Genomic DNA, 24,149 nt, shown 5'->3' with positions numbered 1-24,149 from the left:
TGAGTTTCTCCCCGCCGGCGGGTCTATTCACCAGAGCGACGTCACAAGACCATCGCATCGAACCGGGAGAACACCATGTCTGCAATCACGTCAACCGCACACAACCTCCACGTCACCAAGCCACGTGCCGTACTCGGCGCCACGGTAATTGCTCTCGTCGTCAATCTGATCCTGTGGTTGATCGGCCTCGCATTGGGCGGATCCTTCGAGATGACAGATCAGGGAAAGCCGGCGAGCGTCGCGCCTGGTGGGGTCATCACATTGACGGTGGTGCCACTGCTGGTCGGTTTGTCGGTCGCAATGTTGATCTCACTGAAGTGGGAGCCGATCATCCGCATCGCCCAGATCGTGGGTGCAGTCGTGGCGCTCGGCACCATCGCTTTGACCATTGCCGCGGACTTCGACGCCGCCAGCACGGTCATGCTCGCGCTGATGCACGTGGTTGTCGCCGCGGGCGTCGTCGTCGCGCTCGAGGCTGTACGTCAGTCCCCCTCGAACTAGACAGCGGTAGGCGGCGCCGAATACGTCTCGACGATCTCGGCCGCCACGTCGCGCAACCGGGTATTCGTCGTCTGAGACTGCTTGCGCAGCATGTGAAATGCGGTGTCGGCGTCGATCCGATGGATGGCCATCAGCATGCCTTTGGCCTGTTCGATCGGCGCCCGGGTCTCGAGCGCACGTTGCAAGGCATCAGCCACCGCCCTGGCGGACTTGAAACGAGAGAAGTCGCCGATCGCGCGTGAGACCGTTGTCGTGAGAATCTCCATGACATCCGCGTCGACGCGGTCGAATGCCGCTGAGGCGCGTCCGTACAGGTTGAACGAACCCAGTCGCTGATCCGGCGTGAAGAGCGGCGCCGCGAGAAAGGACTTGATCCCTTCGTCCTTCGCCGCCGCCGCGAACCGCGGCCAGCGTGCCGCGCTGGTCTCGGCATCGACGACAACGGTTTCACCGGTTCGAGCGGCGTGCAGACATGGTCCGTCGCCGGCGTCGTATTGCTCGATGTCGACACGCAGAGTCCGCGAATCGGTATGAACGGCGGTGTAGGTCTGCCCGGCCAGATCGATGGTGACGCCGATGCTGTCGGCGCCCTCGATGGCGTCGTTCGCGATTTCGACGGCGCGCTGGAGCAAAACCACGAGTTCGTCCTCGTCGCCGATACTTCCTCCGAGCGCTGCCAGCAACTCCCGGACCGCGCTTGCAGTCAGCCGAGTTTCCGCAGCCTCGACGGCGACGTCAGCACCCGTTGCCGTCGCATCGTCCGGCATTACCGACGGCACCGAATCCTCGGTTCTCGGGTCGAAGCCTCTGGGGTCGAAAGCGGTATCCACGACGAAGCATTCTTCCAGCTACCCGGGCCGTCAGGAGAGTGAGTTCGGTGACAGAACCCGGCAAACCGCCGAGTCGTCATCGCCATCGGTCGAGCGCGAGACCCAGATTCCGCCTCGCCCGAGTGTGTTGGCCACGAACCGCGTCCGGACTCAGTTCCAGGACAACTGCGATCTGTGGATACGTCATGCCCTCGACTTCCCGCAAGACCCAGGCGGCGCGCTGGCGCAGCGGTAGACGATCGAGTTCGGCTTCAAGAGCGTCGAGAAATGCTGTGCCGCATACTTCCTCGCTCGGATCGCGCAATCGAGTATCGACTTCGTCCCGAAGTCCGTCCACATCGGCGGCGCAGGAGCCGACTTTTCGATGGACATCCGAGATCTTGCGAGAACAGATCGCGAACAACCAGGTCTTGATGCTCGAGCGCCGCTGAAACCTCGGAAGTTGGCGCCAGGCGGCAACGCAGGTTTCCTGGACGATGTCGTCGACGTCACTCTCACTGGTGACGAGTCGACGGGCAAATCGATACAAGTGCGGGCCGTATCGGCGAACGATGACGTCGAAGGCCGCATGATCGCCGAGCATTGCCGAGTCGACCAGCACCTCGTCACTGAAGTCGGTAAGCAAGCCGTCGAATTGATCTGTCACCGCGCACACTCCTACTAGGGAGCCGTCGCGGGAGTGAGGCCTGGCTATTCTACCGCGTCCACGTCGACGCCCGCGGGAGCGCTCTCAGGCTTCGAGTGCGGAGGCAATGACGGGAAGCCCGACAGGCGCCCCACCGTTGATCAGTTTCTCGAGTAGATCCTGATCGAGGTGCTGCTCGACGAGATCAGCGAGAAGGTCGAGTTGTTGTTCTCGCACCGCGGCAACCGAGGTGTCGGGTGCAGCAACAAAACCGGGAACCGCGATCTCACGCAGCAGGCTGCGCCGAAAGTCGTCACTTTCCAGGAGACCATGCCAGTGTGTCCCTCGAACAGACCCTCGCACACTGCCTTCCGGCACACCGCCCGAGTCCGCCAGCAATGGGCGGTCCCCGTTGCGCACGACGCGTCCGTGATGAATCTCGTACCCCGACACCGAGATACCGTCGGCGGAACCGGTTACCTGCGCCAGCACTTTGTCCGAAGCGAATTCGATGTCGAGGTCCAGCAGACCGAGTCCTGCGGTGATCCCTGATCCTGATTCGACGTCGTCGACGATCGAATTACCCAGCATCTGGTATCCGCCGCAGACTCCCAGCACTGCCTGCCCGCGGCCCGCTCGGGCGATGATCTCGTCAGCCAGGCCGGTACTCCGCAACCACTCGAGGTCACTCACGGTGGACTTACTACCGGGGATCACCACGAGGTCTGCGTCGCGGATCCGCGACGGATCGGTCACCCACGAAACTGCCACGCCCGGTTCACATGCCAGCGCCTCGACATCCGTCGAGTTGGAGATGCGCGGGAGCCGAACCGCAGCAACGGTGAGCCAGGCCGAACCGACGGGTGGGCCAGGGCGCCCTACCGGGGCGTTGCCGGTGACGCCAAGCGAATCCTCGGCGTCGAGCCAAAGATCGTCGGCAAACGGGATCACTCCGAGAGTGGGTCGACCGGTGAGGCTGCACAGTTGATCCAGTCCGGGTTCCAACAGTGCAACGTCACCGCGGAATTTGTTGATCACAAATCCCGCGATCAATGCCTGGTCGCTCGGCGAGAGCACAGCAACGGTCCCGAACAGATGGGCCAGGACGCCGCCGCGATCGATGTCACCGACGACGACGACCGGAATCTGCGCAGCCTCAGCCAATCCCATGTTGGCAAGATCCGTTGCGCGCAAGTTGATTTCGGCCGGTGAACCGGCGCCTTCACAGATCACGACGTCGAACTCGGATCGAAGCGATTCGAGATCTTCGGCCACGACGGCGCGAAGCCACTGCCGATGCTGCATGTAATCGCGAGCACCCACCGTGGTCATCGCCTTGCCCCGAACGACCAGTTGCGAAGTGCGATCACTCCCCGGCTTGAGCAGCACTGGATTGAATCGAACACTCGGCTCCAGACCGCATGCCCGCGCCTGAAGTGCCTGCGCACGGCCGATCTCTCCGCCGTCCAGCGTGACCACGGAGTTGTTCGACATGTTCTGTGCCTTGAACGGCGCCACTCGGACGCCTCGACGCGCCAACATGCGACACAATCCGGCTACCAGAACGCTCTTGCCTGCGTCGGAAGTAGTGCCGGCTACCAGAAGAGCGCCGCGCATCGCCGAACTCAAGGCAGGGTGAGAATCTCTGCACCGGTCTCGGTGACCACCAAGGTGTGCTCGAACTGCGCCGTCCACTTACGGTCCTTGGTGACGACGGTCCAGCCGTCCTCCCAGATCTCGTAGTCGATACCACCGAGGTTGATCATCGGTTCGATCGTGAAGACCATGCCCGGTTCGATGATCGTCTCGACCGCGGGCTCGTCGTAGTGCAGGATCACGAGGCCGTTGTGGAAGGTCTCGCCGATTCCGTGTCCGGTGAAGTCCCGGACGACGCCGTACCCGAACCGATGGGCGTAGGACTCGATGACGCGTCCGATCACGTTGAGCGCGCGGCCGGGCTTGACGGCTTTGACGGCCCGCATCGTTGCCTCGTGTGTGCGCTCGACGAGCAAGCGGTTCTCTTCGGACACGTCACCGGCGAGGAACGTCGCATTGGTGTCCCCGTGCACTCCGTTGATGTACGCGGTGACGTCGATATTGACTATGTCTCCGTCCTGGATCACGGTCGAGTCGGGGATTCCGTGGCAGATCACCTCGTTGAGAGACGTGCAGCACGACTTGGGAAAGCTCTTGTAGCCCAACGTCGACGGGTATGCGCCGTGGTCGAGCATGAACTCGTGTGCGATGCGGTCGAGCTCGTCGGTCGTGACACCGGGAGCGACAGCCTTGCCGGCTTCCTGCAGCGCGCCGGCAGCGATCTTGCTGGCGATGCGCATCGCCTCGATCGTCTCCGGCGTCTGAACCCAGGGCTCGTTGCCCTCTTTGGCGGTCGGCTTCCACGCGTACTCGGGCCGCTCGATCTTCGAGGGCACAGCGAGGACGGGAGAGACGGTTCCAGGGACCAATGGGGTACGCACAGACATGCAGAACAGCCTAGACCTCGCGTCGCGCGTCAGCCGGATGCACTCCAGTTCCGGAAAACCGGATCGACGAGAATTCTGATGGGGGTCGACATCGTCTGTCCGAATTCCTCGAAGAGCTTGTCGCGAGATTCGAAGGTGCCCAGATCACGGTCGACGAATTCGGAGAAGTCCAAGCAATCGCACGAAATTGATTTGCCCCAACTGATCGGAGCGCGTCCGATCGCGTCGAACAGTGTCTCCTCGCCGGTATTCGTGAACGGTTCGAGCGCTGAGACCACCGCAGGTGAAACGATCTCGGAGATGTCCTGCCAGCGTCCGTCGACCAGAAATTCCGGCCACGCCAGCAGCACTGACTTCGGAATCACCGCATGTAGACGCCGAAATCTCGGGTACCAGAACTCCCCACGAAGTACGAGACCGCGAACTCGCGTGGCGATACCTCGGCGGCGAGCCAACGCTTCGACGATAGCCAGTCTCTGACTGCAGGATCCGCGTCCTCGGCTCAATGTCACCGAGACGGGTTGCCGGTCGTCGAGGCCGTACACCGGCCGAATATTTGCAGCGACGCTGCGATACGCCGACACCAGGAACTCCTGCGCCGACTGGATCGCACCTTCTGCAATGTCCTCGTAGAGGCGAGCCACGTCATCGTGGCCCCAGTCGAGAATCGGCGTCGCGGTTATACCGCCACCGGACACATCGTGGCGGATGTCACCTTGGCGGATTCCGCCGAGCAGCACGCACGTCATGTCTCAACCGTAGTGCGCGACCGGAATCGGTGGAGCCTGACAGAATCCGAACCGTGAAGAAATGGCTCCTGTTGATCACCGCGATCCTGACCGAGGTGTCTGCGACTCTGTCTCTGCGCGCGGCCCTCGATCACCCCGCCTGGTACGTCGTGGTCGTCGGCGGATATCTCGCAGCATTCACCGCGTTGTCGTTCGTCCTGCGGGAGGGCATGGGACTCGGTGTTGCATACGGAATCTGGGGCGCAACCGGAGTTGTCCTGACCGCGGTGTTCGCGACTTTCCTTTTCGGCGACCCCCTGACAGCCACGATGGGCGTCGGCATTGCCCTGGTCATCGGCGGAGTCCTCTGCGTTGAACTCGGTTCCCAGGTTGCTGCCGACAGCGGGCCGGCGGACCCGGCATGACTTTCGTATTTCTGATCGCTGCAATTATTTCCGAGGTCACCGCGACGTTGTCACTACGGATGGCGTCGCAGGACGGCAGCGACAAACGATGGCTCGCGGTTGTCACCGTGGGGTACCTCGCCGCTTTCGCTTTCCTCACGCTCGCACTCGACGCGGGCCTGACAATCGGCGTTGCGTACGGCATCTGGACTGCTTGCGGGGTGGCGCTGACAGCAATCGCATCCCGCATTCTCTTTCGCGAACCGCTGACCAAGCTCATGATCGTGGGGATCGGCCTTATCGCGGCAGGCGTGCTTCTCATCGAACTCGGTGCGGGCCACTGAGCCCAGCAAACAAGGTGTAAGGTTTACCTAACTTTGCTTTGGAGGTAGTCCGCGGTGCCGATCCCTGCCCTTCGTGAAATCGACGGTGGCCTCCACCTGTCGGATTCCGACCGCCACACTCCGATGGCGCGCGCCGTCCCGGCGCCGTTCCAACTGACGACGTACATCGTCGAGACCGACCACATCACCCAGTGGCCACAGCACGCTCATGCCGAGCACGAACTCATCTGGTCCGACCGCGGCGTCGTCAACATGATCATCGACAATCAACTCTGGACCGTCACGCCCGGCGTCGGCCTGTGGATCCCTCGCGGGGTCCTCCACGAAGGTCAGGCCAATCCCCACGTCGCATTCCGCGCCACTCTCTTCACCCCCGAGTTGTGGACTCCCGCCTGGAACGAACCGTGCATCGTGACGTTGAGTGAGGCAGCCCGGGTACTGCTGATACACCTCGCCCATACCGGAATGCCTGCAGAACAACGCCTTCGGGCACAGCAGGTCTGTGTCGATCTCCTCACCCCGGCATCGGCACCTCACTTCGACGTACCGATCCCCCGCGATCCCCGGCTTCGACAACTCGTCGACAAAGTGTTGTCGGATCCCGCCGACGATCGGTCACTCGACCAGTGGGCGCACGTTCTCAACCTCAGCCGACGCACGGTCACCCGGATTTTTGCCGCGGAACTTGCGCTGAGTTTTGCGCAATGGCGCACTCTGGTTCGCATGAGTACAGCGCTGGGCATGCTGGGGACCGGGATGAGTGTGAACGCCGTCAGCCGTCGAGTCGGGTACGGGACGTCGAGCTCGTTCATCGCTGCTTTTCGTAAGACGGTCGGCTACACCCCTGGCAATGCGCTCGCCGCTGTCAACTGACTCGAGCCTGACCTGTTGTCGACATCTGCTGGCCCCTTCGCTACACGCACGCGCCCTACATTCACTTAGGTAAGCCTGCTCTCATGTGCGTACCGCGCTGAGTCGTGCAAGCACTTCCCCGATCTATCCCGAGGAGTTTCGCGTGTTCAGATCTGCCCGTCAGAGAATTCGTCCCCAACGGAAGAGGCGAATTGTCGTTGCGCTGATGGTGGCGGCCGCACTGCCTCTGACCGCCTGCACGCAGTCGTCATCGGACGCCCAGGAAAATAGTTCGTCGGCATCTGCTGTCGAGGACGGCGCATACCCCGTCACGATCGAGCACGCATTCGGCGGCACCACCATCGACAAGGAACCGACCAGGATCCTCACCCTCGATTCCGCAGCGGCCGACACTGTCATCGCCCTCGGCGTCACTCCGATTGCAATGCAGAAGGACTCGTGGGCCGGCGACGCCGACGGCTTCCTCCCGTGGACGCGCGCGGAACTCGAGAAGTCGGGCCAGCCGCTGCCCACACCGGCGCCGTACTACTCCGACAGCGGTGAGCTTCTGTTCGAGCAAATCCTCAATGCCGCACCCGACCTGATTCTGGCCCCGTACTCCGGTTTCTCCGAGCAGGACTATCAGCGCCTGAGCTCGATCGCCCCGACACTCCCCTACGACACCAAGCCGTACCAGCCGAGTTCGTGGCAAAACCTCGCCACCGATGTCGGCAAGGCCTTGGGGCGCCCGGCCCAGACCGCGGATTTGATCAAGTCCGTCGAAAAGACGGTGGAAGAGTCGAAGACCAGCCATCCTGAATTCAATGGAGTCACGTTCGCCTTCGGGTCCTACATCCGCGAAGGCGAAGCCGAGACCGCCATCTACGGCCCGGACGATCCGCGCGTGAAGTTCGTCGAAAACCTCGGGCTCACAGTTGCTCCCGACGTGGTCAACGGTGCCAAGAACTTTGCAGGCGACTCGTTCCTGTTCGGCATCAGCATGGAAAAGCTCGACACGATAAACACCGACGTATATCTCGGATGGGCAAGCGATCAGTCGGAAGTCGACAGCACGTTGGCCAACACCCTGTTCGCACGGTGGCCGGTTATCGCCAACGGGAAGGACTTGTGGATCACCGACAATCGCCTGACAGCCGCCACCATGTACGTCAGCGTTTTGAGCGTTCCATGGGCAACTGACGAGCTGGTCCCCCAGTTGACCGAACTGGTTGCGAAGTAGCAGCTCGGCCCTCCTGATCAGAGACTTGTAGGCCACTCACTGCGCAGCGTTGCAAAAACCACAGTGTCGGTCCACTCGTTCTTGATCCACGCGTTCTGCCGAAAATGCGCCTCTCGCCGCAACCCGATTCGCCGCGCGAGTCGCGCCGAGGATTCGTTTCTCGCATCCATCTGCGCGACCACGCGGCGCAATCGGGGTGTCGCGAAGACCAGGTCGATCAGAGCGGTCACAGCTTCCGTCGCGAACCCTCGGCCGCCGAAGTCGGGCGAGAATGCCCACCCGACTTCGGCGGTGCGCTCGGTGTCGACAGCGTCCCCTGATTCGTCGACTAGCCATGCACTCACGCTTCCGACAACCCGGCCCTCGTATCCGACAACAAGAGCCACCGCGCCCGCTGCCAGGTCGCGGCGAGACATTCTGGTCTGCACTGCCTCTCGCGCATCGTCCGGGCTCCAGGGTTCGTTGAACAAATACCGGCACACGTCGCTACGCCCGTAGAAGGTGAGAAGGTCCTGATGATCGCCGGGACGGTAGGTACGAAGCACCAGTCGATCCGTCCGAATTGTTACCGGCGCAGTCGTCGGCGTCATGCCTGCGTCCTCCACATCCATGCCGTCACGGTAGATCCTCTCGGATTCGTGGGCGAGCGAATATCGCGAGGATATCCAGCGCTCAATGTTTGATTTGCCCCGTGGCGGGATACTTCACCACCGTAAATAGTCGCAATACGGAGTTACGCCAGGCAATTTCGCACTTGATACCAAGGGGCGGTCATGGCCGAGGAATCACTGGTCAAGCAAGGTGTGGCAAAAGGAAGCGCGCTGGGCGGAGCCGTTCTTCTCGTCACCGTCGGCGTGCTCGAAATTCTCCAAGGCATCTCGGCGATATCCAAAGACGATGTGACCGTCGTCGGCCCTGAATACGCGTACCAATTCGACCTCACCTCCTGGGGATGGATTCACCTCGTACTCGGCGTGCTCGTCACCGCTGTCGGAATCATGCTCTTCACCGGCGCGACGTGGGCACGGGTAGGCGCGATAATCTTCTGTTCGCTGTCGATCCTCGCGAATTTCCTGTGGCTACCCCACTCTCCGTGGTGGTCGATCACCATCATCGCGCTCGACGTATTCGTCATCTGGGCTGTCGCGACATGGAATCCCGACGTGATCTGAGGTCTCGACTCCGGATCCACCCATCGAATTCAGCGTTTTCATCTGTGCGGCAGCAGTTTCCCTCCGGAGAGGAACATGATGGCAAACGGCACGAACGACGGCCCACTCCAGGAGGACGAACGTGCCGAACTATCCAGGTTGCGGCTAGAGGTTGCAACGCTCCGCGAGCAGACTCCCAGCGCCCGCGAAACGACCGTCGAGCAAGTCTCCCGGCCACCTCGACACGGACTGCGGTGGACTGCCGTGGCGATACTGCTGGTGTTGGTCGCGCTCCTTGCCGTCTTGTCCGTGACCACCCGCTTCACCCGTAGTCAGATACTCGACACGGACCGCTACGTCAGTACGGTCGCGCCACTGGGCGAGAACCCCGCCGTTCAGGCCGAGATCACGAATCAGATCACCGACGAGATCTTCGATCGTGTCGACGTCGAGGGGCTCACCACCGACGCACTCACCGCACTGACCGACGTGTCGAATCTTGCGGCCAACGCGCCGCGTCTGGATCAAGCCGTAGTGGGGTTGGCACCGGTGATCGCCGGCCAGGCAAAGAGCTTTGTTCATGACACGGTGGGCTCGCTCGTTCGGTCACAACAGTTCGAGGACTTGTGGATTCAAGCGAACCGATCGGCGCACAACGCACTGGTCTCGGTCATGACCGGAGATTACGGCCCCAATTCCGTCGAAGTCGATCAGAGCGGAACCGTCAGCATTTCGCTCAGTACGATCATCGACAGGGTCAAAGCAGCTTTGATCGACCGCGGCTTCGCCTTCGCAGACAAAATCCCCTCCGTGGACAAGGAATTTGTTCTCTTCCAGTCCCCCGAGCTGGTGAAGGCTCAGCGAGCCGTCTCGGCACTCGACAAGGTCTCAGCGGTGCTGCCGTGGTTGGGAATCGCTTGCGCGGCAGCCGCTGTCGCCGTTGCGCCAACCGGTCGCAGGCTCCGCGCACTGTCCCTGGTCGGCCTGTCGATTGCGTTGGGAATGCTGGTTCTCGCGATCGGAATTCTCATCGGACGCGCAATCTACCTCGACAGTGTGCCCACCGATATCCTCTCGCCAGACGCCGCGACTGCCGTCATCGACACAGTTCTGGTACCACTGCGCACGAGCCTGCGAGCGGTCGCGGTCCTCGGCGTGGTGATAGGGCTCGGGGCCTACCTGGTCGGTGGGTCGTCGTCGGCGATCGCCGTTCGACGAGGCTACGGGCAGGCATTGGACTTCGTCCGGCATTCTTCAAGCGGCCGTACGCCGAATCAGGTGGAGCGGTGGGCCAATCAGCTTCGTGTTCCGCTGCGCTGCGCCATCATCGGCATCGCCGCACTGTTGCTGCTCTTCTGGCGCTACCCCACCGGTCTGGTCGTGGGTTGGATCGTCATCATTGCGCTGGTTGCACTCGTAGCTCTCGAAGTGCTGGTTCGTCCCGCACGCGCCGCCGCGCAGGACGCCCGGCCTGACGACGCCGGAACCGACGACGCCAGGCCTGGGGCAGAAGATACGAAAACTACGCCAGCGCCTTTGCCTTGATTGCCTGGAATTCCTCTTCGTTGATCGCGCCGGAGTCGAGAAGCTCTCTGGCGTCGGCAATCTGCTGAGTCGGAGACCTGCCGGCGACGGTTCGAATGTAGTCACTCTGCGCGTGTATGTGCTGTTGAGCGGCCTCCATCGACCGCCGAGTCATTCCGTCATTCTTGACAACCACGTAGATCATCGCGGACAAGAATGGAATGACGAAGAGGAAAATCATCCACAACGCCTTGGCCCAACCCGAAGTCTCGTGATCACGGAACAAGTCGGTGATGATCGAGAACAACACGCTCAAATACGCCACAAAGGCAAAGCAGACGAAGATGAACCAGAAGAATTCCCAGAAACCTTCCATGTCAACGCTCCCTGTACTCGGTTTACACATAAGGAGTTCGGGAGGCTGACATTCCGCGCCTGAAATCTGCAGTCGGCCAAAACTCCCTGGTCCAAGGTCATTTCAGTATGCGCCGACGACGTCCGTTCCGGCTACAGTTCGAGAGGGTTCAGCACTGCGGACCGTTCATCCATTATCGGAATCACGATCATCCGGTTCGAGATCTCGTGTCTGGCCGCCTTTTCGACAAGGAGAGGCACGAAATCACGTATCCGACACCCCGCAAAACGTTGGTGAATTGTTCGCACTCTGTTTTCGATCTCCGGTGGAGGAACATTCGGATACCGGGAAATCAGGCGAGTGATCACCCGCTCGACGTGGAGCAACTCTTCGTCGCCAGTCATCAATTAATACTCGCGCCGATCGCTGACACCGTCAAGACTCGAAACGGGCTCGAAAACAACACGATTCGAGTCGCTCCCGGAGAGAATAGGTTGACCGAATACGGGGCATACACATACGAGCGGACGATGCCCCGCGCGCTCACGTCTCCAAGGAGTGGAAGTGGGAAAGAACGCTCGGATTCTTCACGACGACGCGGCACTCGTCGCAGAAAAACCGATGAAGAACAAGGTATACCGCCACGAACTCAAGCCGATGCACGGTGAGCTCGTGGCTTTGCAGGAGTGGGTCAAATCGTCTGGCGCCAAGGTCTGCATCGTGTTCGAAGGCCGAGATACCGCGGGGAAGGGCGGAGTAATCAAAGCCATCACCGAACGCGTGAGTCCACGAGTGTTCCGGGTGGTTGCTCTACCGGCGCCGACCGAGCGAGAGCATTCGCAGATGTATGTCCAGCGCTACGTCCCACATCTCCCGGCGGCGGGCGAGATCGTCATCTTCGACCGAAGTTGGTACAACCGTGCCGGAGTCGAACGAGTGATGGGCTTTTGCACCGAAGAACAGGCTCATCAATTTCTCCAGCTCATTCCGACCGTCGAACGCGCGATCGTGGAATCGGGAGTCATTCTGCTCAAGTACTGGCTCGAGGTCAGCGAAGAACAGCAGCTCTTACGTCTGCAAAGCCGGATCGACGATCCTCGAAAGATCTGGAAGCTGTCGAATCTCGATCTGAAGTCGTTCAGTCATTGGTACGACTACTCGCGTGCTCGCGATGAGATGTTTCGCTTCACCGACACCGGCTGGGCGCCCTGGTATGTCGCGAACAACGACGACAAGAAACGCGGACGACTCAACATCATCAGTCACATTTTGAGTCAGATCCCCTACGAGCCCGTGCAGTCCACTGACATCACCCTGCCGAAACGGCAGAAGGCCCACGGCTACCAGACGCCCAAACAACCGCTTCACTGGATTCCGACCCGGTATTGACGATCGCCAAGGAAAGGACGTGCGGTCATGAGCCCCACGCCGTGGCATGCGCAGAGTGGCGAATCAGTCGTGTCCGTACTGCAGTCGGACCAGCAGCGCGGACTGCAATCGAGTGAGGCCGACCAACGTCGACAACGCTACGGGTCGAACGAAATCACCTCGACGCCACCGCCGTCGACGTGGTCGATCGCACTGCTGCAACTGAAAGATCCGATGAACTTGATGCTCGTCGCCGTGGCCGCGGTCAGCATCGCCATCGGTGAAGTGCCGACAGCGATCGTGGTGGCGGTGCTCGTCGTGCTCAACATCGTCCTCGGAACTCGACAGGAGTTGAAGGCACGGGCCAGCGTCGACGCGCTCGCCAAGATGCAGACACCCCAAGCACGTGTCATTCGTGACGGGAACCTGATTCAGCTCGACGCTACCGAACTGGTGCCGGGTGACGTCGTCCAAGTCGAGGCAGGAGACATCATCGCTGCCGACGGGCGGTTGCTCGCCTCGACCACCCTGGAGACACAGGAAGCCGCATTGACCGGGGAGAGCGCGCCGATCCCGAAGGACCCGAAAACGCTGAGCAATGAGGATATTCCACTCGGAGACCGCAGCAATCTGGTGTTCCAGAACACCTCGGTCACCCGCGGCACAGCGACCATGGTGGTCACCGAGACCGGAATGCAGACGCAGATCGGCCAGATCGCGTCGATGTTGTCGGCCGTCGCCCCTGGCAAGTCGCCACTGCAACGAGAATTGGACTCTCTCACCAAACTTCTCGGCATCATCGCGTGGACGGCAGTGATCGTCATCGTCGTCATCGGACTCATTCGTGGTCAGGACCTGACAACACTTCTGCTGCTTGGTATCGCGATGGGAGTGTCCGCGATTCCGACCGGCTTGCCAACCTTCGTCCAGGCAATGCTGGCCTACGGGGCCCGTCAACTGGCCGACGCCAAGGCCGTCGTGAAGAACCTGACCGACGTCGAAACTCTCGGCGCGACCAGTGCAATCAACTCGGACAAGACCGGCACGCTGACCATGAACCAGATGACCGTCCGATCGCTGTACGTCCACGGCCGTTGGTACACGGTCGACGGCGAAGGCTACGCCAAAGCGGGAAGGATCACGCAGGTTGCCGGCGAGGCACCGCCCGACTTCACCCTTCTCGCATACGGACTGTGTCTCGACAGCGATGCAACGGTTTCCGATTCCGGGGAAGTTGTCGGCGACCCGACCGAGGCCGCACTCGTGGTGCTCGCGGCAAAGATCGGTGCCGACGCCCCACTCACCAGACGGACCTACCAGCGGGTGGCGACGGTTCCGTTCGATTCCGCGTACAAGTTCATGGCCACGTACCACCATCTCGAAGTCGACGGCGTAAGTCAGTTCGTCGGATTGGTCAAGGGCGGACCCGATGTCGTCCTCGCTCGTTGTTCTTCGGCCTTTCTCCCCGGCCGCCGGCAGGTACCGATCGAGGAAGTCCGAGACGAACTCACGGCAGCAAATCAGTCCATGTCCGAGAAGGGTCTTCGGGTGCTGGCATTCGCGATCAGACGCCTCGACGGACGGGAAGACGCTGTCGTGGCGGACCCTATGTCTTTTGTCGAGGACCTGACGTTTGTCGGTATGGCAGGCATCATCGACCCGCTGCGTCCGGAGGCGGTCGATTCGGTGCGAACCGCACACCGGGCCGGTATCGAGGTCCGCATGATCACCGGCGACCATGCCATCACCGCCGCCGCGATCGGTGCCGAACTCGGACTCGGCCCGGGCGCGGTCGGCGGAGCCGCATTGCAAGCGATGACCGATGACGAACTCTCGGCCGCGTTGCCGAACCTGCACGTGTTCGGCCGAGTCACTCCGCAGGACAAACTTCGCTTGGTCGATGTCATGCAGAGCGGTGGCGCCGTGGTCGCGATGACCGGAGATGCTGTCAACGACGCCGCCGCGTTGAAGAAGGCCGATATCGGCGTCGCCATGGGCTCGGGCAGTGAGGTAACCAAACAGGCGGGCAAGATGGTGCTCACCGACGACAACTTCGGAACCCTCATCACCGCGATCACCCTGGGCCGCAACATCTACGGGAAGATCGTCTCGTACATCCGCTACCAAATGTCGAAACTCTTTTCGTTGGTTCTCCTCTTCCTCGCCGCGAGCATCTTCAACATCAACGAGGGTGTGGCACTGACACCGCTGATGGTGCTGTTCCAGCACTTCTTCATCACACTGTTCCCCGTCGCCGTGATCATGCTCGACCCGCCGCCACCGGATCTGATGAACAAGCCGCCACGCGATCCCAAGATGCCGATCGCACATCGAAGCGCAGTCGCTCAGTGGCTCGCGTACGGCGTCTTGCAATTTGCCGTGACACTCGCAGCGATGCTTCTCGCGCCCGGCGAAATGAGTACTACTGAGGCGAATGTCCCCATGACCACCGCATTCGTAGTGCTCTCTCTCGGTTCGATATTCGCTGGGTTGACCATGCGGCGTGATCCCGAGTCCGGCCTTGTTCCGCCGGTTCTCGGTGCCATCAAGATCTTGACCATCCCCACGGTCGTGACCGTATTTGCCGTCGAGGCGGGTGTTCTCCAGGATCTCCTCATGACAACCTCACTGACCGGCGCCCAGTGGCTCGTCTGCCTAGGCTGGTCGCTGATCATCCCGGTTGTCGTCGAGTTGGAAAAGGCGATCCGACGCCGCCGCCTCTCACCGACACCTGTCGCCATCACCGCGACCACTGCAGTTGCCCCCGAGCGCGCCCGTCACTCCGCAGAGGGAGGGACAATCACACGATGACGTGGACGGAGGGTCTAGGTCGGCTACCGGGGATCGCGACTGCCCGCGGGTACCGCCGCGAATGGCTGCGAACCGACATCACAGCAGGGCTCGTCTTGACGGCCCTGCTGATCCCGGCGGGGATGGGCTACGCCGAGGCCGCCGGATTGCCCGCGTACGCCGGTCTGTACGCAACCATCGTGCCGTTGCTCGCGTACGCGGTAGTCGGACCGTCGAAGATTCTTGTACTCGGGCCTGATTCGTCGCTGGCACCGCTCATCGCCGCCGCAGTCATACCGCTGGCGGTGGTCGGCGATTCGGAGAACGCGCTTGCACTAGCCGGAGTTCTCGCCGTTCTTGTCGGGCTCATCCTGGTGATCGGCGGATTCCTGCGTCTGGGTTTCGTGACCGAACTCCTCTCGAAACCGATCCGCCTCGGCTACCTCAACGCCATCGCGCTCGTCGTCGTAATCGGTCAGATTCCCAAGCTGCTCGGTTTCTCCGTCGACGCGTCCGGCCTCCTCGGTGAAATCGGTGAGATCGGAAAGGCTCTGGCCGGTGGAGATGTCGATCCCCTCGCTGCCGTCATCGGCGTGGGTTCGCTCATTGTCATTGTGGTCTTCCGGCTCTGGGTACCTGTTGTACCCGGTGTGCTGGTCGCCGTCGTCGCGGCAATAGTCTTGTCCGCCGCCGCCGGTCTCACCGATGACATCGGCATGGTCGGCGCACTGCCGGAAGGACTTCCCCTCCCCTCTCTCGGTGGAGTCACCTGGCAGGACGTCGGGCACCTGATCGGACCGGCGGCCGGTATCGCGCTGATTGCCTTCGCCGACACCGGCGTTCTCTCGCGCACCTTCGCCGCCCGCCACGGCGAGGACGTGAACGGCAGTACCGAGATGAAGGCGATCGGTGTCGCGAACGTGGCCGGCGGACTGTTCGGCGGATTTCCGATATCGGCGAGCGGATCACGGACGCCGGTAGCCGAACAGAGTGGGGCGCATACACAATTGGCCGGTGTCGTCGGAGCACTCGCCGTCCTGGTGTTTGTCCTCGTCGCTCCCGGACTGACGGCATATCTGCCCGATGCAACACTGGCCGCCGTCGTCATCGTCGCCGCGTGTGCACTGATCGACGTGGGCGGCATGGTCCGCATGTGGCGCATGAGCACCGTGGAATTCGGCCTCGCCGTCGCGGCGTTTCTGGGCGTTGCCCTGGTCGGGGTGCTTCAAGGCATCCTTGTTGCGATCGGACTCTCCTTCGTAGCGGTCATCGCGCAGGTATGGCAGCCACATCGAACCGAACTCGTCGAGACGGGCGAACCCGCGGGATTCCACGACGTCGAACGCCACCCGGACGGACATCGCATCCCCGGCCTCGTGTTGGTGAGATTTGACGCACCACTGTTTTTCGCGAACGGCGAGATCTTCGACGAGTACGTTCGCTCCGTCGTCGCCAAGGCACCCGACCCGGTCGAATGGGTGGTCATTGCCGCCGAGCCGATCACCGGGCTCGACACGACCGCCGTCGACGAACTCGTCGATCTGGATACATTTTTGGAGGGCAAAGGAATTCGATTGGCATTCGCGGAGATGAAAGGTCCGATCAAGGATCGACTCATCCGATTCGGGGTCGGCGACAGGTTCGATTCGACGCACTTCTACCCGACCATCGAAGCGGCCGTGAACGCATTCCGCACCCGAACCGGCGACTGACAACGCCAGGCAATCGGGAGCCTAAGCTGCATTAGGTACCGTTTGGTATGGGATTCACGACGGACAACGTTCCGGCTCGCCGTATCGCTCAGGTCGCCGGGGTGGGTGGGATTGCCGTCGGTGTCATTGCGCTGATCTCGTTGTACTCCACCAAGCCGATCAACCCGTTGATCGCCGTGGCCTCCTTTGTCCCGATGCTGCTTGCAGTCACACTCGCAGCGTCCCTGATATGCCTGGTTTTTCGCCGCTGGATCCTGCTGGCGATTTCGGTGGTACTGACAGCGGTGGGCGCGTCGGTGATCAGTCCATTGTATGTAGCAAACAGTTCCGAAATCGACGGGCCGTCTCTGCGTGTAATGCAAGCGAACCTTCTCTTCGGGCAGGCAGACCCCGTCAGTTTGACTGCGACGGTGCGTGAGAAGGCAGTCGATGTCCTGACGGTTCAGGAACTGACCACATCACTCGAAGGCTCTCTGAGAGATCAAGGGCTCGAGCAACTGCTGCCGCATCACTACTTGGTACCGGACGAGGCCGGCGGGGGTGGCGCAGGTATTTACAGTCGTTATCCGCTGACGGAAACTCGGGAATTGAACGGCTTCGGACCTACCAATCTTGTTGCCGAAGTGGGATTCTCAACCCCGTTCACCCTTCTGGCGGTTCACCCCGGACCGGCGTACGTGACCCCGCCCGACGTGTGGACTGCCGAGCTGAGCACTTTGCGAAACGCGCTCGACGCCGCTGCCGCGGAGGGAACCGTCGTCGTCAGTGGCGATTTCAACACGACCTTCACGCACAAGCAATTCCGTGACCTTCTCGACGTCGGCTACTCCGATACCGCAGACCAATTGGGAGTCGGCATCGTTCGCACCTACCCGGCGGACAAAAAATTTCCCGCGATCGTCGGCATCGACCATGTACTTCTGCGGGGTGCACAGGCGAAGTCTCTCGAGCGCATCGAGATCGAAGGTTCCGATCACTACGGCTTGATCGTCGACGTGGCGATCCCCCAGTAGTCGGAGAGCACCCGATCCGCGCGAACGCGTTACGGATCACCCGTGCTTCGGCATGCTTCGACCCGACACATCGATTGTTCGATGTAGATGATGCGGCGTACGCAGGACGATCGACCGGTCCACCACGGATACGCCCGGAAACTGCTCGGCGAGATAACCTTCCAAACGCTGCACGTCGTCGATCGAGCGCAGCCACACCGCCAATGCGATGTCGTAGCTGCCGATCGTCGAAGCAACAAGCCTCGCCTCACGCAGGAGGGAAAGGCGCTGAGCAATGGCTTCCTTTCGCCCCTCGAGACGTAAGAAATACCAGGCGTAGACCGGCCAGCCGGAGTAGGGCCGAGCAATCTCCGTGCGGACGACCAGGCGCCCCGTCGACAGCTCGTGAGAAAGGAGCGCCCCGGCGCGAGCCGGCGTGACGCCGAGGGCTGCAGCGAGGGCCGAGACGGTAATTCGTGGTTCGCGAGAAAGGATGTCGAACAGCTTCGACTGTTCCTCTTCGCTGGCGCGTACCCCACGACTCTTCGCCGCCGGGGCCGACTCGAGCGCGGCAATTTCTTCCGCATCGAGAGCACGTAGACGCCAGTTTCGTGCGTCGGAATTCGCCGAGGACACGATCTGAGTTCGCATCGCAGTGACCATCGGCAGCGATCGTGTTCGTTCCAAGACATACCTGGACAATTGATCGAGGTCAGTGCAGGTGAGCGTGACGAGTAGATCCCGATTGCCGGTTGTGAGATCGACTGTGAGAACTTCGGGATCGTGCGCGATCTGTTCGGCCACGCTCAAGGTCTGTGCCGGTGCGCATTCGATCTCGAGCAGTGCGGTCGCCGACACGATGGGACCCCCACGGTACGCAGCGATCCACGCTATCCCTTGCGAGTGCAGACGCTCCCAACGCCTGGTCAGGGTGACCGGGTCGGAACCGATCGCGCGTGAAAGCTCGGACCACGAGGCTCGCGGCCTGATCTGCAGTGCGTTCAACAGCCGAAGATCTTCGTCCTTGAGCACCTGATCCTGCACCGAGGACCTCACTTTCAAAAGAATGCTGCACCGAAACAGGATCGAAACGCATCGATCCTAACTTCATCACATCAATAGTCCACCAAATCCTGAACCTCGAGAACGCTTGCTTCTTGCGTTCGTTCGCCCCCTCGAGAAAGACACCGACATGACCGAAGCATTCCCTGTCTCGCATGACGATTCTCCGGTCAGCGATCAAACCCCGACGCAAAAGATCGTTTTCGCCTTGAGGTCGCCACGGCTGTGGATCGTGGCGATTCTGCTCCTCGCGCTTGCGGCAGGCGCCCAACTGATCGGCCCCGCAGTGATTCCTGTCGGCGCTGCCGCCATCACGATCTTGCCCATGGTGTGGGGACTGATTGCCGGCGGTGCCGTCTCGAGTCAGAAGTGGAAACCTCTCGGCCTCGATCTTCAGGCCGCAGCCTCGGCAATCATGGGGTTGGCTGTTCTCTTGCTTTGCGCGAGACTGTCTTTCACCATCGGCCCGAACATCCAACTGTTGTTCGAGGCGGGCCCCGCCCTGCTACTGCAGGAACTGGGGCACTTGTTCGGCACTATCGCTCTCGCACTCCCGTTGGCGGTACTCCTTCGGATGGGACCGGCCACCGTCGGAGCCACCTTCTCCATCGACCGCGAGGGGTCCTTCGCGATGGTCAGTGAACGCTACGGTCCCGATTCCGACCAGTACCGTGGTGTCCTGTCGATGTACGTCTTCGGCACTCTGTTCGGTGCCGTGCTGATCAGCCTGATTGCGTCGCTGGCGACATCCTTCAACATCTTCGACCCCCTTGCATTGGCGATGGGTGCTGGGGTCGGATCCGGCTCGATGATGGCTGCCGCTGCCGCCAGCGTCGTTTCGGCGCACCCCGAGATGGCCGACCAGGTACTCGCCGTAGCGGCAACATCCAACATCATCACCGGCCTCCTCGGCGTGTATGTCGGCATGTATGTCGCACTCCCCCTTGCCGATCGAATCTACGGCGCACTCACCAAGCGCTCGAAGACGACCAGCGAACGGAAAGCCGACACTGCCCCACGAGCGGTTGCGCCGAGCGTCACCGTGCCGCTGACCACCATCGTTCCGATTCTGTTCGTCGGTGGGGTCATCGTCTCCTCGATCGCAGCGGGTGGCGTATCTCGATCGATCATCGTCGGTTACCTGATCCTCACCGGATTGTTGCTCCTGGGCGTCGGCGTGGCCCGCCTGACGCGCGGCAAGATCGCGGCGATGATCGCAATCATCACCATCGGCGCCTTGGCGACAACACCGTGGTCCCCCATCGGTGATTTCGTCTCGAGCACCGTCGGGACTGTCGACTTTCTCTCGATCTGCACCCTCACCTTGACTGTCGCAGGTCTCAGCCTCGGCAAGGACCTTCCCTTGCTCAAGACGATCGGCTGGAAGATCGTGCCCGTCGGAATCGTCGCGATCCTCGCCTCTTACCTACTTTCCGTGGTCGTCGCGGAGTTCGCGCTGGGCCTCTGGCACTAGAACTGCACCCGAAGACGCTGAGAACTGAAGACACCGCGATCCGAAGACACAGAGAACCAAAGATGTTGAAAGGAAGCAATACCCATGTCCATCGCTGACACCCTCACCCACACAGACTCGGTTTCGAGCACGATCGAGAAGTGGGCATCACGCCTCATCGATGTCAGCCACACGATCCATGCTCACCCAGAGCTGGCATTCGAAGAGCATCGGGCGTCCGCCCTCTTGGCGGACGCCGCACAGGAAGCCGGCTTCACGGTTACTCGCGCCGCCTACGGCCTCGAGACGGCATTCGAAGCTGTGCGAGGCTCCGGCCCCTTCCGCGTCGTAGTCTGCGCCGAGTACGACGCCCTTCCCGACATCGGTCATGCGTGTGGACACAATGTCATCGCCGCTGCCGGACTGGGAGCAGCTATCGCGCTCGGAGAGGTCGCGGAGGAACACGGCCTGACCGTCGTCCTTCTCGGTACGCCGGCCGAAGAACATGGCGGCGGGAAAGTCTTGCTGCTCGAACGTGGCGCATGGGAGGGCGCGGCGATGTCGATCATGGTCCACGGCGCTGCAGGTGAAGACGTCAGTTGCACAGTCACCGGAACGCAGGCAGTCGATCGGTTCGACGTGACCTACACCGGACGAGCCGCACACGCGGCCGCTGCGCCACACAAGGGCATCAACGCAGGTGACGCCGCCACGATCGCCTTGGTCGCCATCGGACTTCTCCGTCAACAACTTCCGTCCGACGTCAGGCTCAACGCCTATGTCGAGCACGGCGGCGAAGCAACAAACATCATTCCGGCCTCGACGTTGGTGCGAGCGGAAGTTCGGGCCGCAGAACTCGACGTGCTGTTGGACGCCAAGCGTCGCATGCTCTCCTGCTTCGAGGGCGCAGCTGTGGCCAGCGACTGCTCCTGGTCGACCGAACGCGCCGAACCGCGCTACGAGGAGCTTGTTCAACATCGCGTGCTGGCGACGATCTGGGACGAGGAGATCGCGAGCCTGGGCCGCACCGCGGCCGCCCGAACTCCCCTGACCGGCGGCTCGACGGACATGGGCAACGTGTCGAAGGTGGTCCCCTCGATCCACCCGATGATCGCGTTGCGCGGCGTCACCGGAGTTCCTCACACTATCGAGTTTGCCGCTGATGCCCGCTCCGCAGCGGGCGACGAAGCTGTTCTGCACGGAGCAATCGCAATGGCGCGCACAGTGATCCGAGCCGCCACCGCGGACTCGCGCTCCAATCTCCTGACGATTGCGGCCCAGCGCGAGTCAGGAGCGACCACCGTCACGAGCGCCGAATGAGCACCACCGGCGTCTATGTTTCCGCTCTCGAATTCTTCTCCATCGGCATCGGACCCTCCAGTTCACACACGGTCGGTCCGATGCGCGCCGCTCGCACTTTCGGCGGCGAGCTCTCCGCCGCCGGCTTGACCGCGTCGGTCGACCGAATTCGCTGCAACCTGCACGGCTCTCTCGCCGCCACCGGAATAGGTCACTGCACTCCCGACGCGGTGATTGCGGGACTTCGTGGGTTGGATCCTGAAACGTGCGAGCCGACCGACGTTCACGGGCGATGGGCCGAACTGTCGGACGGCGGATCGGTGATGCTAGTCGGCGGTTCACTCGGACATGTTGTGTTCACTCGCGAGGACATGGTGTTCGAGCCACTCGTTCGCCGTCACGGGCACCCCAACTCGATGACACTGACAGCCTTCAAGGGTAACGAAATCGTCTGTACGAGTACATATCTGTCGATCGGTGGCGGATTCGTACTGCGCGCCGGAACGGAGACGCAAGCAAGCACGCATTCGATCAACTCACACTATCGAACCGCGAAAGAACTACTGGCGGAATGCGACTCCGGAACTATCGCCGAGCTGGCACTGTCGGACGAAATCGCGATACACGGCCAGGATCGGGCATTCGCCGGCATCGACGCGATCTGGTCCGCGATGCGCGCATGCATCGAACGCGGCACCCAGACCGAAGGTGTATTGCCCGGGCGTCTCGGAGTTCGCCGAAGAGCACGGTCTGCGAACATTCAACTGGAACAACGTAACTGCGCACCATCCTCACGCGAGTGGTTGACCGTCTACGCCATGGCGGTCAACGAAGAAAATGCAGCAGGTGGCCGCGTGGTAACGGCTCCGACGAACGGTGCCGCAGGCATCGTGCCGGCGGTGCTCTACCACCACATACGTGCGACGGGCGCCGGCGCTCACGACGTTCGAACCTTTCTCCTCACCGCTGCCGCAATCGGATCGATCATCAAGGCGAATGCCTCGATCTCGGGCGCGGAGGCGGGGTGCCAAGGCGAAGTCGGAGCTGCCTGCGCGATGGCGGCAGCCGGCTTGTGCGCTGTCATGGGCGGATCACCACGACAAATCGAGAATGCAGCTGAGATTGCCATGGAACACCATCTGGGGCTGACCTGCGATCCGGTTGGTGGCCTGGTCCAAATCCCCTGCATCGAACGAAATGCCGTAGCCGCCTCGACTGCAGTCACCGCAGCTCAGCTCGCATACCTGGGTGACGGGACGCATGTGGTGAGCCTCGATACCGTCATCGAAACCATGCGCCAAACCGGAAACGACATGTCCGTGCGTTACAAGGAAACCAGTGAAGGCGGACTCGCCGTCAATGTCGTCGAGTGCTGAGGGGATGTCGACGGCAGCGGCGACGGCGGGCGGACGCCATCGCCGGAAATATCATCCTCTCGAACGATGAAGTCCGGTGTACCGATTTCTACACTCGTTGACATGACTTTGTGGACGGTGACCAGATGATCGCTCATCACGCTGGAGGAATCCCACTGCACAACTCTCCACTGCACAACACCGCGGGGCCGTCGCGCTCGACGCAGCACTCCGGTCGCAAGATCGCCGCGTTGATCGCGTTGGTCGCCGGTTTCTCCGCTGCCTTCGTTCTCGCCCCGGGCATGCTGACGAGTAGGCCGGGCGATGGGTACGCAGGCCAGGGGGAACTCGTCGAGACGGTCCGCGCCGCGTTCGTCGAATACTGGAGTTCCGGTGTCCAAGCCTTCTCTCCGAGCTTGGAGTCCGCTGTCGACTACTGGCTGCGCTACCACGTGGCCAAGGCTGTGATTGCGGTAATCCTGCTGACGGTTCTGCTCGCACTCGGCCGCATGGTCAAGGCGTCGTTCGTGAACGCCGGCCCTCTGACGACTGGAAAGAAACTCGCATTCGTCTCGGCGGGAGGCCTGGTCACGCTCCTCGCGCTGTTCTCTTCGGTACTCGTGATGGCAAATGTCCAAGGTGTTGTCGCACCCTTCTCTTCGCTGATCTCGATGTTGCCCGTGGCCCAGACGGATGGGGCACTCTCCGAAACTGTCGGGCAGGTCCGACAACAGCTCGCTCAGTCGACGGGCACCGGAAATCAGCAAAGTCCCGCCCTCGAACTGATGATCAGCGACTTCGCGCGGTATCACTTGGCCATGGCGGTGATCGCGCTGATCGCGGCAGCAATATCACTGGCCGTGACTGTGGTCGTGTGGGCACGCTTCGCGAGAACGGCACGATCCGAGCGACGGACGAGATTCATGTCGGGGTCGATAGGCCTTCTCACTGCACTGTTCACGCTGGGATTGATCGTTGTCGGCGTAGCAAATATGGGCACCGCGGCAGACCCCGCACCGGCGCTGGCGGCGTTCTTCGACGGCGGGCTCTGACCCAAGTCAAGGGTTCAGGCCAGGGTTCC

24 protein-coding genes are annotated in these 24,149 nt (G+C 61.7%); 15 read left to right on the top strand and 9 right to left on the bottom strand.

The features are described 5' to 3' along the window. Positions 1–75 precede the first annotated feature (75 nt). Entirely contained in the window at positions 76–501 is a 426-nt protein-coding gene (locus tag FEZ59_RS28665) for a DUF6069 family protein (protein ID WP_172933509.1), read from the top strand. On the opposite strand, the gene FEZ59_RS28660 is transcribed toward FEZ59_RS28665, so the two are convergent. From FEZ59_RS28660 to FEZ59_RS28640, 5 genes are all read right to left on the bottom strand, one after another. After that, positions 498–1,331 (bottom strand): ANTAR domain-containing protein, encoded by an 834-nt coding sequence (locus tag FEZ59_RS28660; RefSeq protein ID WP_172933508.1) that lies wholly within the window; start codon positions 1,329–1,331, stop codon positions 498–500. The genes FEZ59_RS28665 and FEZ59_RS28660 overlap by 4 nt on opposite strands. Positions 1,332–1,407: 76 nt before the next feature. Then, on the bottom strand, positions 1,408–1,977 hold the full coding sequence (locus FEZ59_RS28655; RefSeq protein WP_019748032.1) for a sigma-70 family RNA polymerase sigma factor: 570 nt from the start codon (positions 1,975–1,977) through the stop codon (positions 1,408–1,410). Positions 1,978–2,061: 84 nt separating this feature from the next. After that, complete coding sequence (locus tag FEZ59_RS28650; protein ID WP_172933507.1) at positions 2,062–3,573, bottom strand: cobyric acid synthase; 1,512 nt, start codon at positions 3,571–3,573, stop codon at positions 2,062–2,064. A gap of 8 nt (positions 3,574–3,581) precedes the next feature. After that, complete coding sequence (gene map, locus FEZ59_RS28645; RefSeq protein WP_042951658.1) at positions 3,582–4,439, bottom strand: type I methionyl aminopeptidase; 858 nt, start codon at positions 4,437–4,439, stop codon at positions 3,582–3,584. A 29-nt stretch (positions 4,440–4,468) separates the two neighbouring features. Beyond that, positions 4,469–5,188 carry a transglutaminase domain-containing protein gene (locus FEZ59_RS28640; protein WP_172933506.1) on the bottom strand — a complete coding sequence of 240 codons (720 nt, stop codon included), beginning with the start codon at positions 5,186–5,188 and terminating at the stop codon, positions 4,469–4,471. Between the two features lie 53 nt (positions 5,189–5,241). On the opposite strand from FEZ59_RS28640, the gene FEZ59_RS28635 reads away from it, so the two are divergent. The 4 genes from FEZ59_RS28635 to FEZ59_RS28620 all read left to right on the top strand — a co-directional run bounded on the left by FEZ59_RS28635 (position 5,242) and on the right by FEZ59_RS28620 (position 8,007). Further along, the gene (locus FEZ59_RS28635; RefSeq protein WP_019748028.1) at positions 5,242–5,592 is read left to right on the top strand and encodes an SMR family transporter; all 351 of its coding nucleotides are present in this window, start codon (positions 5,242–5,244) and stop codon (positions 5,590–5,592) included. Then, entirely contained in the window at positions 5,589–5,915 is a 327-nt protein-coding gene (locus FEZ59_RS28630) for an SMR family transporter (RefSeq protein WP_019748027.1), read from the top strand. Before FEZ59_RS28635 ends, FEZ59_RS28630 begins: the two co-directional genes overlap by 4 nt. Positions 5,916–5,969: 54 nt before the next feature. After that, complete coding sequence (locus FEZ59_RS28625; protein WP_019748026.1) at positions 5,970–6,788, top strand: AraC family transcriptional regulator; 819 nt, start codon at positions 5,970–5,972, stop codon at positions 6,786–6,788. Between the two features lie 142 nt (positions 6,789–6,930). Then, positions 6,931–8,007 carry an ABC transporter substrate-binding protein gene (locus FEZ59_RS28620; protein ID WP_346343254.1) on the top strand — a complete coding sequence of 359 codons (1,077 nt, stop codon included), beginning with the start codon at positions 6,931–6,933 and terminating at the stop codon, positions 8,005–8,007. 17 nt (positions 8,008–8,024) lie between these two features. On the opposite strand, the gene FEZ59_RS28615 is transcribed toward FEZ59_RS28620, so the two are convergent. Further along, positions 8,025–8,618 carry a GNAT family protein gene (locus tag FEZ59_RS28615; RefSeq protein WP_021333024.1) on the bottom strand — a complete coding sequence of 198 codons (594 nt, stop codon included), beginning with the start codon at positions 8,616–8,618 and terminating at the stop codon, positions 8,025–8,027. A gap of 162 nt (positions 8,619–8,780) precedes the next feature. On the opposite strand from FEZ59_RS28615, the gene FEZ59_RS28610 reads away from it, so the two are divergent. Beyond that, the gene (locus FEZ59_RS28610; protein ID WP_019748023.1) at positions 8,781–9,179 is read left to right on the top strand and encodes a hypothetical protein; all 399 of its coding nucleotides are present in this window, start codon (positions 8,781–8,783) and stop codon (positions 9,177–9,179) included. A gap of 78 nt (positions 9,180–9,257) precedes the next feature. Beyond that, positions 9,258–10,703 carry an ABC transporter ATP-binding protein gene (locus FEZ59_RS28605; protein WP_172933505.1) on the top strand — a complete coding sequence of 482 codons (1,446 nt, stop codon included), beginning with the start codon at positions 9,258–9,260 and terminating at the stop codon, positions 10,701–10,703. On the opposite strand, the gene FEZ59_RS28600 is transcribed toward FEZ59_RS28605, so the two are convergent. Both FEZ59_RS28600 and FEZ59_RS30180 read right to left on the bottom strand, forming a co-directional pair. After that, positions 10,681–11,058 (bottom strand): SHOCT domain-containing protein, encoded by a 378-nt coding sequence (locus FEZ59_RS28600; protein WP_020969370.1) that lies wholly within the window; start codon positions 11,056–11,058, stop codon positions 10,681–10,683. The genes FEZ59_RS28605 and FEZ59_RS28600 overlap by 23 nt on opposite strands. Before the next feature lie 131 nt (positions 11,059–11,189). Then, positions 11,190–11,441, bottom strand: a complete 252-nt coding sequence (locus FEZ59_RS30180; protein WP_019748020.1) for a hypothetical protein — start codon at positions 11,439–11,441, stop codon at positions 11,190–11,192. Positions 11,442–11,601: 160 nt separating this feature from the next. Between FEZ59_RS30180 and ppk2 the strand changes: the two genes are divergently transcribed. The 4 genes from ppk2 to FEZ59_RS28580 are packed head-to-tail and all read left to right on the top strand — an operon-like array spanning position 11,602 to position 17,920. Then, complete coding sequence (gene ppk2 / locus FEZ59_RS28595; RefSeq protein ID WP_020969369.1) at positions 11,602–12,426, top strand: polyphosphate kinase 2; 825 nt, start codon at positions 11,602–11,604, stop codon at positions 12,424–12,426. A gap of 27 nt (positions 12,427–12,453) precedes the next feature. Then, the gene (locus tag FEZ59_RS28590) at positions 12,454–15,216 is read left to right on the top strand and encodes a cation-transporting P-type ATPase (protein WP_134998832.1); all 2,763 of its coding nucleotides are present in this window, start codon (positions 12,454–12,456) and stop codon (positions 15,214–15,216) included. Next, the gene (locus FEZ59_RS28585; RefSeq protein ID WP_019748017.1) at positions 15,213–16,907 is read left to right on the top strand and encodes a SulP family inorganic anion transporter; all 1,695 of its coding nucleotides are present in this window, start codon (positions 15,213–15,215) and stop codon (positions 16,905–16,907) included. Before FEZ59_RS28590 ends, FEZ59_RS28585 begins: the two co-directional genes overlap by 4 nt. A 47-nt stretch (positions 16,908–16,954) precedes the next feature. Further along, a complete protein-coding gene (locus tag FEZ59_RS28580; protein WP_020969367.1) occupies positions 16,955–17,920 on the top strand; it encodes an endonuclease/exonuclease/phosphatase family protein in 966 nt (321 codons plus the stop codon). A 36-nt stretch (positions 17,921–17,956) separates the two neighbouring features. Here FEZ59_RS28580 and FEZ59_RS28575 read toward each other — a convergent pair whose 3' ends face one another. Further along, on the bottom strand, positions 17,957–18,955 hold the full coding sequence (locus FEZ59_RS28575; protein ID WP_223257884.1) for an Lrp/AsnC family transcriptional regulator: 999 nt from the start codon (positions 18,953–18,955) through the stop codon (positions 17,957–17,959). A gap of 136 nt (positions 18,956–19,091) precedes the next feature. On the opposite strand from FEZ59_RS28575, the gene FEZ59_RS28570 reads away from it, so the two are divergent. From FEZ59_RS28570 to FEZ59_RS28555, 4 genes are all read left to right on the top strand, one after another. Next, positions 19,092–20,435, top strand: coding sequence for a DUF3100 domain-containing protein (locus tag FEZ59_RS28570; RefSeq protein ID WP_020969365.1), 1,344 nt, complete (start codon positions 19,092–19,094; stop codon positions 20,433–20,435). An 84-nt stretch (positions 20,436–20,519) separates the two neighbouring features. After that, positions 20,520–21,734, top strand: a complete 1,215-nt coding sequence (locus FEZ59_RS28565) for an amidohydrolase (RefSeq protein WP_080910465.1) — start codon at positions 20,520–20,522, stop codon at positions 21,732–21,734. Further along, the gene (locus tag FEZ59_RS28560) at positions 21,731–23,089 is read left to right on the top strand and encodes an L-serine ammonia-lyase (protein ID WP_080910464.1); all 1,359 of its coding nucleotides are present in this window, start codon (positions 21,731–21,733) and stop codon (positions 23,087–23,089) included. Before FEZ59_RS28565 ends, FEZ59_RS28560 begins: the two co-directional genes overlap by 4 nt. A 125-nt stretch (positions 23,090–23,214) precedes the next feature. Further along, positions 23,215–24,120 carry a hypothetical protein gene (locus tag FEZ59_RS28555; RefSeq protein ID WP_202023240.1) on the top strand — a complete coding sequence of 302 codons (906 nt, stop codon included), beginning with the start codon at positions 23,215–23,217 and terminating at the stop codon, positions 24,118–24,120. Positions 24,121–24,149: the final 29 nt, after the last annotated feature.

It is taken from the genome of Rhodococcus sp. MS13, assembly GCF_013277835.1.
In the GTDB taxonomy this organism is placed as follows: domain Bacteria; phylum Actinomycetota; class Actinomycetes; order Mycobacteriales; family Mycobacteriaceae; genus Rhodococcus_F; species Rhodococcus_F erythropolis.
Note: the sequence above shows the minus strand (reverse complement) of the source record. Positions and strands in the feature narration are given on the sequence as shown.

Coding starts and splice junctions, on each gene's coding strand:
- FEZ59_RS28560 (WP_080910464.1), top strand. CDS start 21,731: ATGAGCACCACCGGCGTCTATGTTTCCGCTCTCGAATTCTTCTCCATC.
- FEZ59_RS28585 (WP_019748017.1), top strand. CDS start 15,213: ATGACGTGGACGGAGGGTCTAGGTCGGCTACCGGGGATCGCGACTGCC.
- FEZ59_RS28610 (WP_019748023.1), top strand. CDS start 8,781: ATGGCCGAGGAATCACTGGTCAAGCAAGGTGTGGCAAAAGGAAGCGCG.
- FEZ59_RS28580 (WP_020969367.1), top strand. CDS start 16,955: ATGGGATTCACGACGGACAACGTTCCGGCTCGCCGTATCGCTCAGGTC.
- FEZ59_RS30180 (WP_019748020.1), bottom strand. CDS start 11,441: ATGACTGGCGACGAAGAGTTGCTCCACGTCGAGCGGGTGATCACTCGC.
- FEZ59_RS28650 (WP_172933507.1), bottom strand. CDS start 3,573: ATGCGCGGCGCTCTTCTGGTAGCCGGCACTACTTCCGACGCAGGCAAG.
- FEZ59_RS28640 (WP_172933506.1), bottom strand. CDS start 5,188: ATGACGTGCGTGCTGCTCGGCGGAATCCGCCAAGGTGACATCCGCCAC.
- FEZ59_RS28555 (WP_202023240.1), top strand. CDS start 23,215: ATGATCGCTCATCACGCTGGAGGAATCCCACTGCACAACTCTCCACTG.
- FEZ59_RS28570 (WP_020969365.1), top strand. CDS start 19,092: ATGACCGAAGCATTCCCTGTCTCGCATGACGATTCTCCGGTCAGCGAT.
- FEZ59_RS28590 (WP_134998832.1), top strand. CDS start 12,454: ATGAGCCCCACGCCGTGGCATGCGCAGAGTGGCGAATCAGTCGTGTCC.
- FEZ59_RS28665 (WP_172933509.1), top strand. CDS start 76: ATGTCTGCAATCACGTCAACCGCACACAACCTCCACGTCACCAAGCCA.
- FEZ59_RS28615 (WP_021333024.1), bottom strand. CDS start 8,618: ATGGATGTGGAGGACGCAGGCATGACGCCGACGACTGCGCCGGTAACA.
- FEZ59_RS28565 (WP_080910465.1), top strand. CDS start 20,520: ATGTCCATCGCTGACACCCTCACCCACACAGACTCGGTTTCGAGCACG.
- FEZ59_RS28600 (WP_020969370.1), bottom strand. CDS start 11,058: ATGGAAGGTTTCTGGGAATTCTTCTGGTTCATCTTCGTCTGCTTTGCC.
- FEZ59_RS28605 (WP_172933505.1), top strand. CDS start 9,258: ATGGCAAACGGCACGAACGACGGCCCACTCCAGGAGGACGAACGTGCC.
- map (WP_042951658.1), bottom strand. CDS start 4,439: ATGTCTGTGCGTACCCCATTGGTCCCTGGAACCGTCTCTCCCGTCCTC.
- FEZ59_RS28630 (WP_019748027.1), top strand. CDS start 5,589: ATGACTTTCGTATTTCTGATCGCTGCAATTATTTCCGAGGTCACCGCG.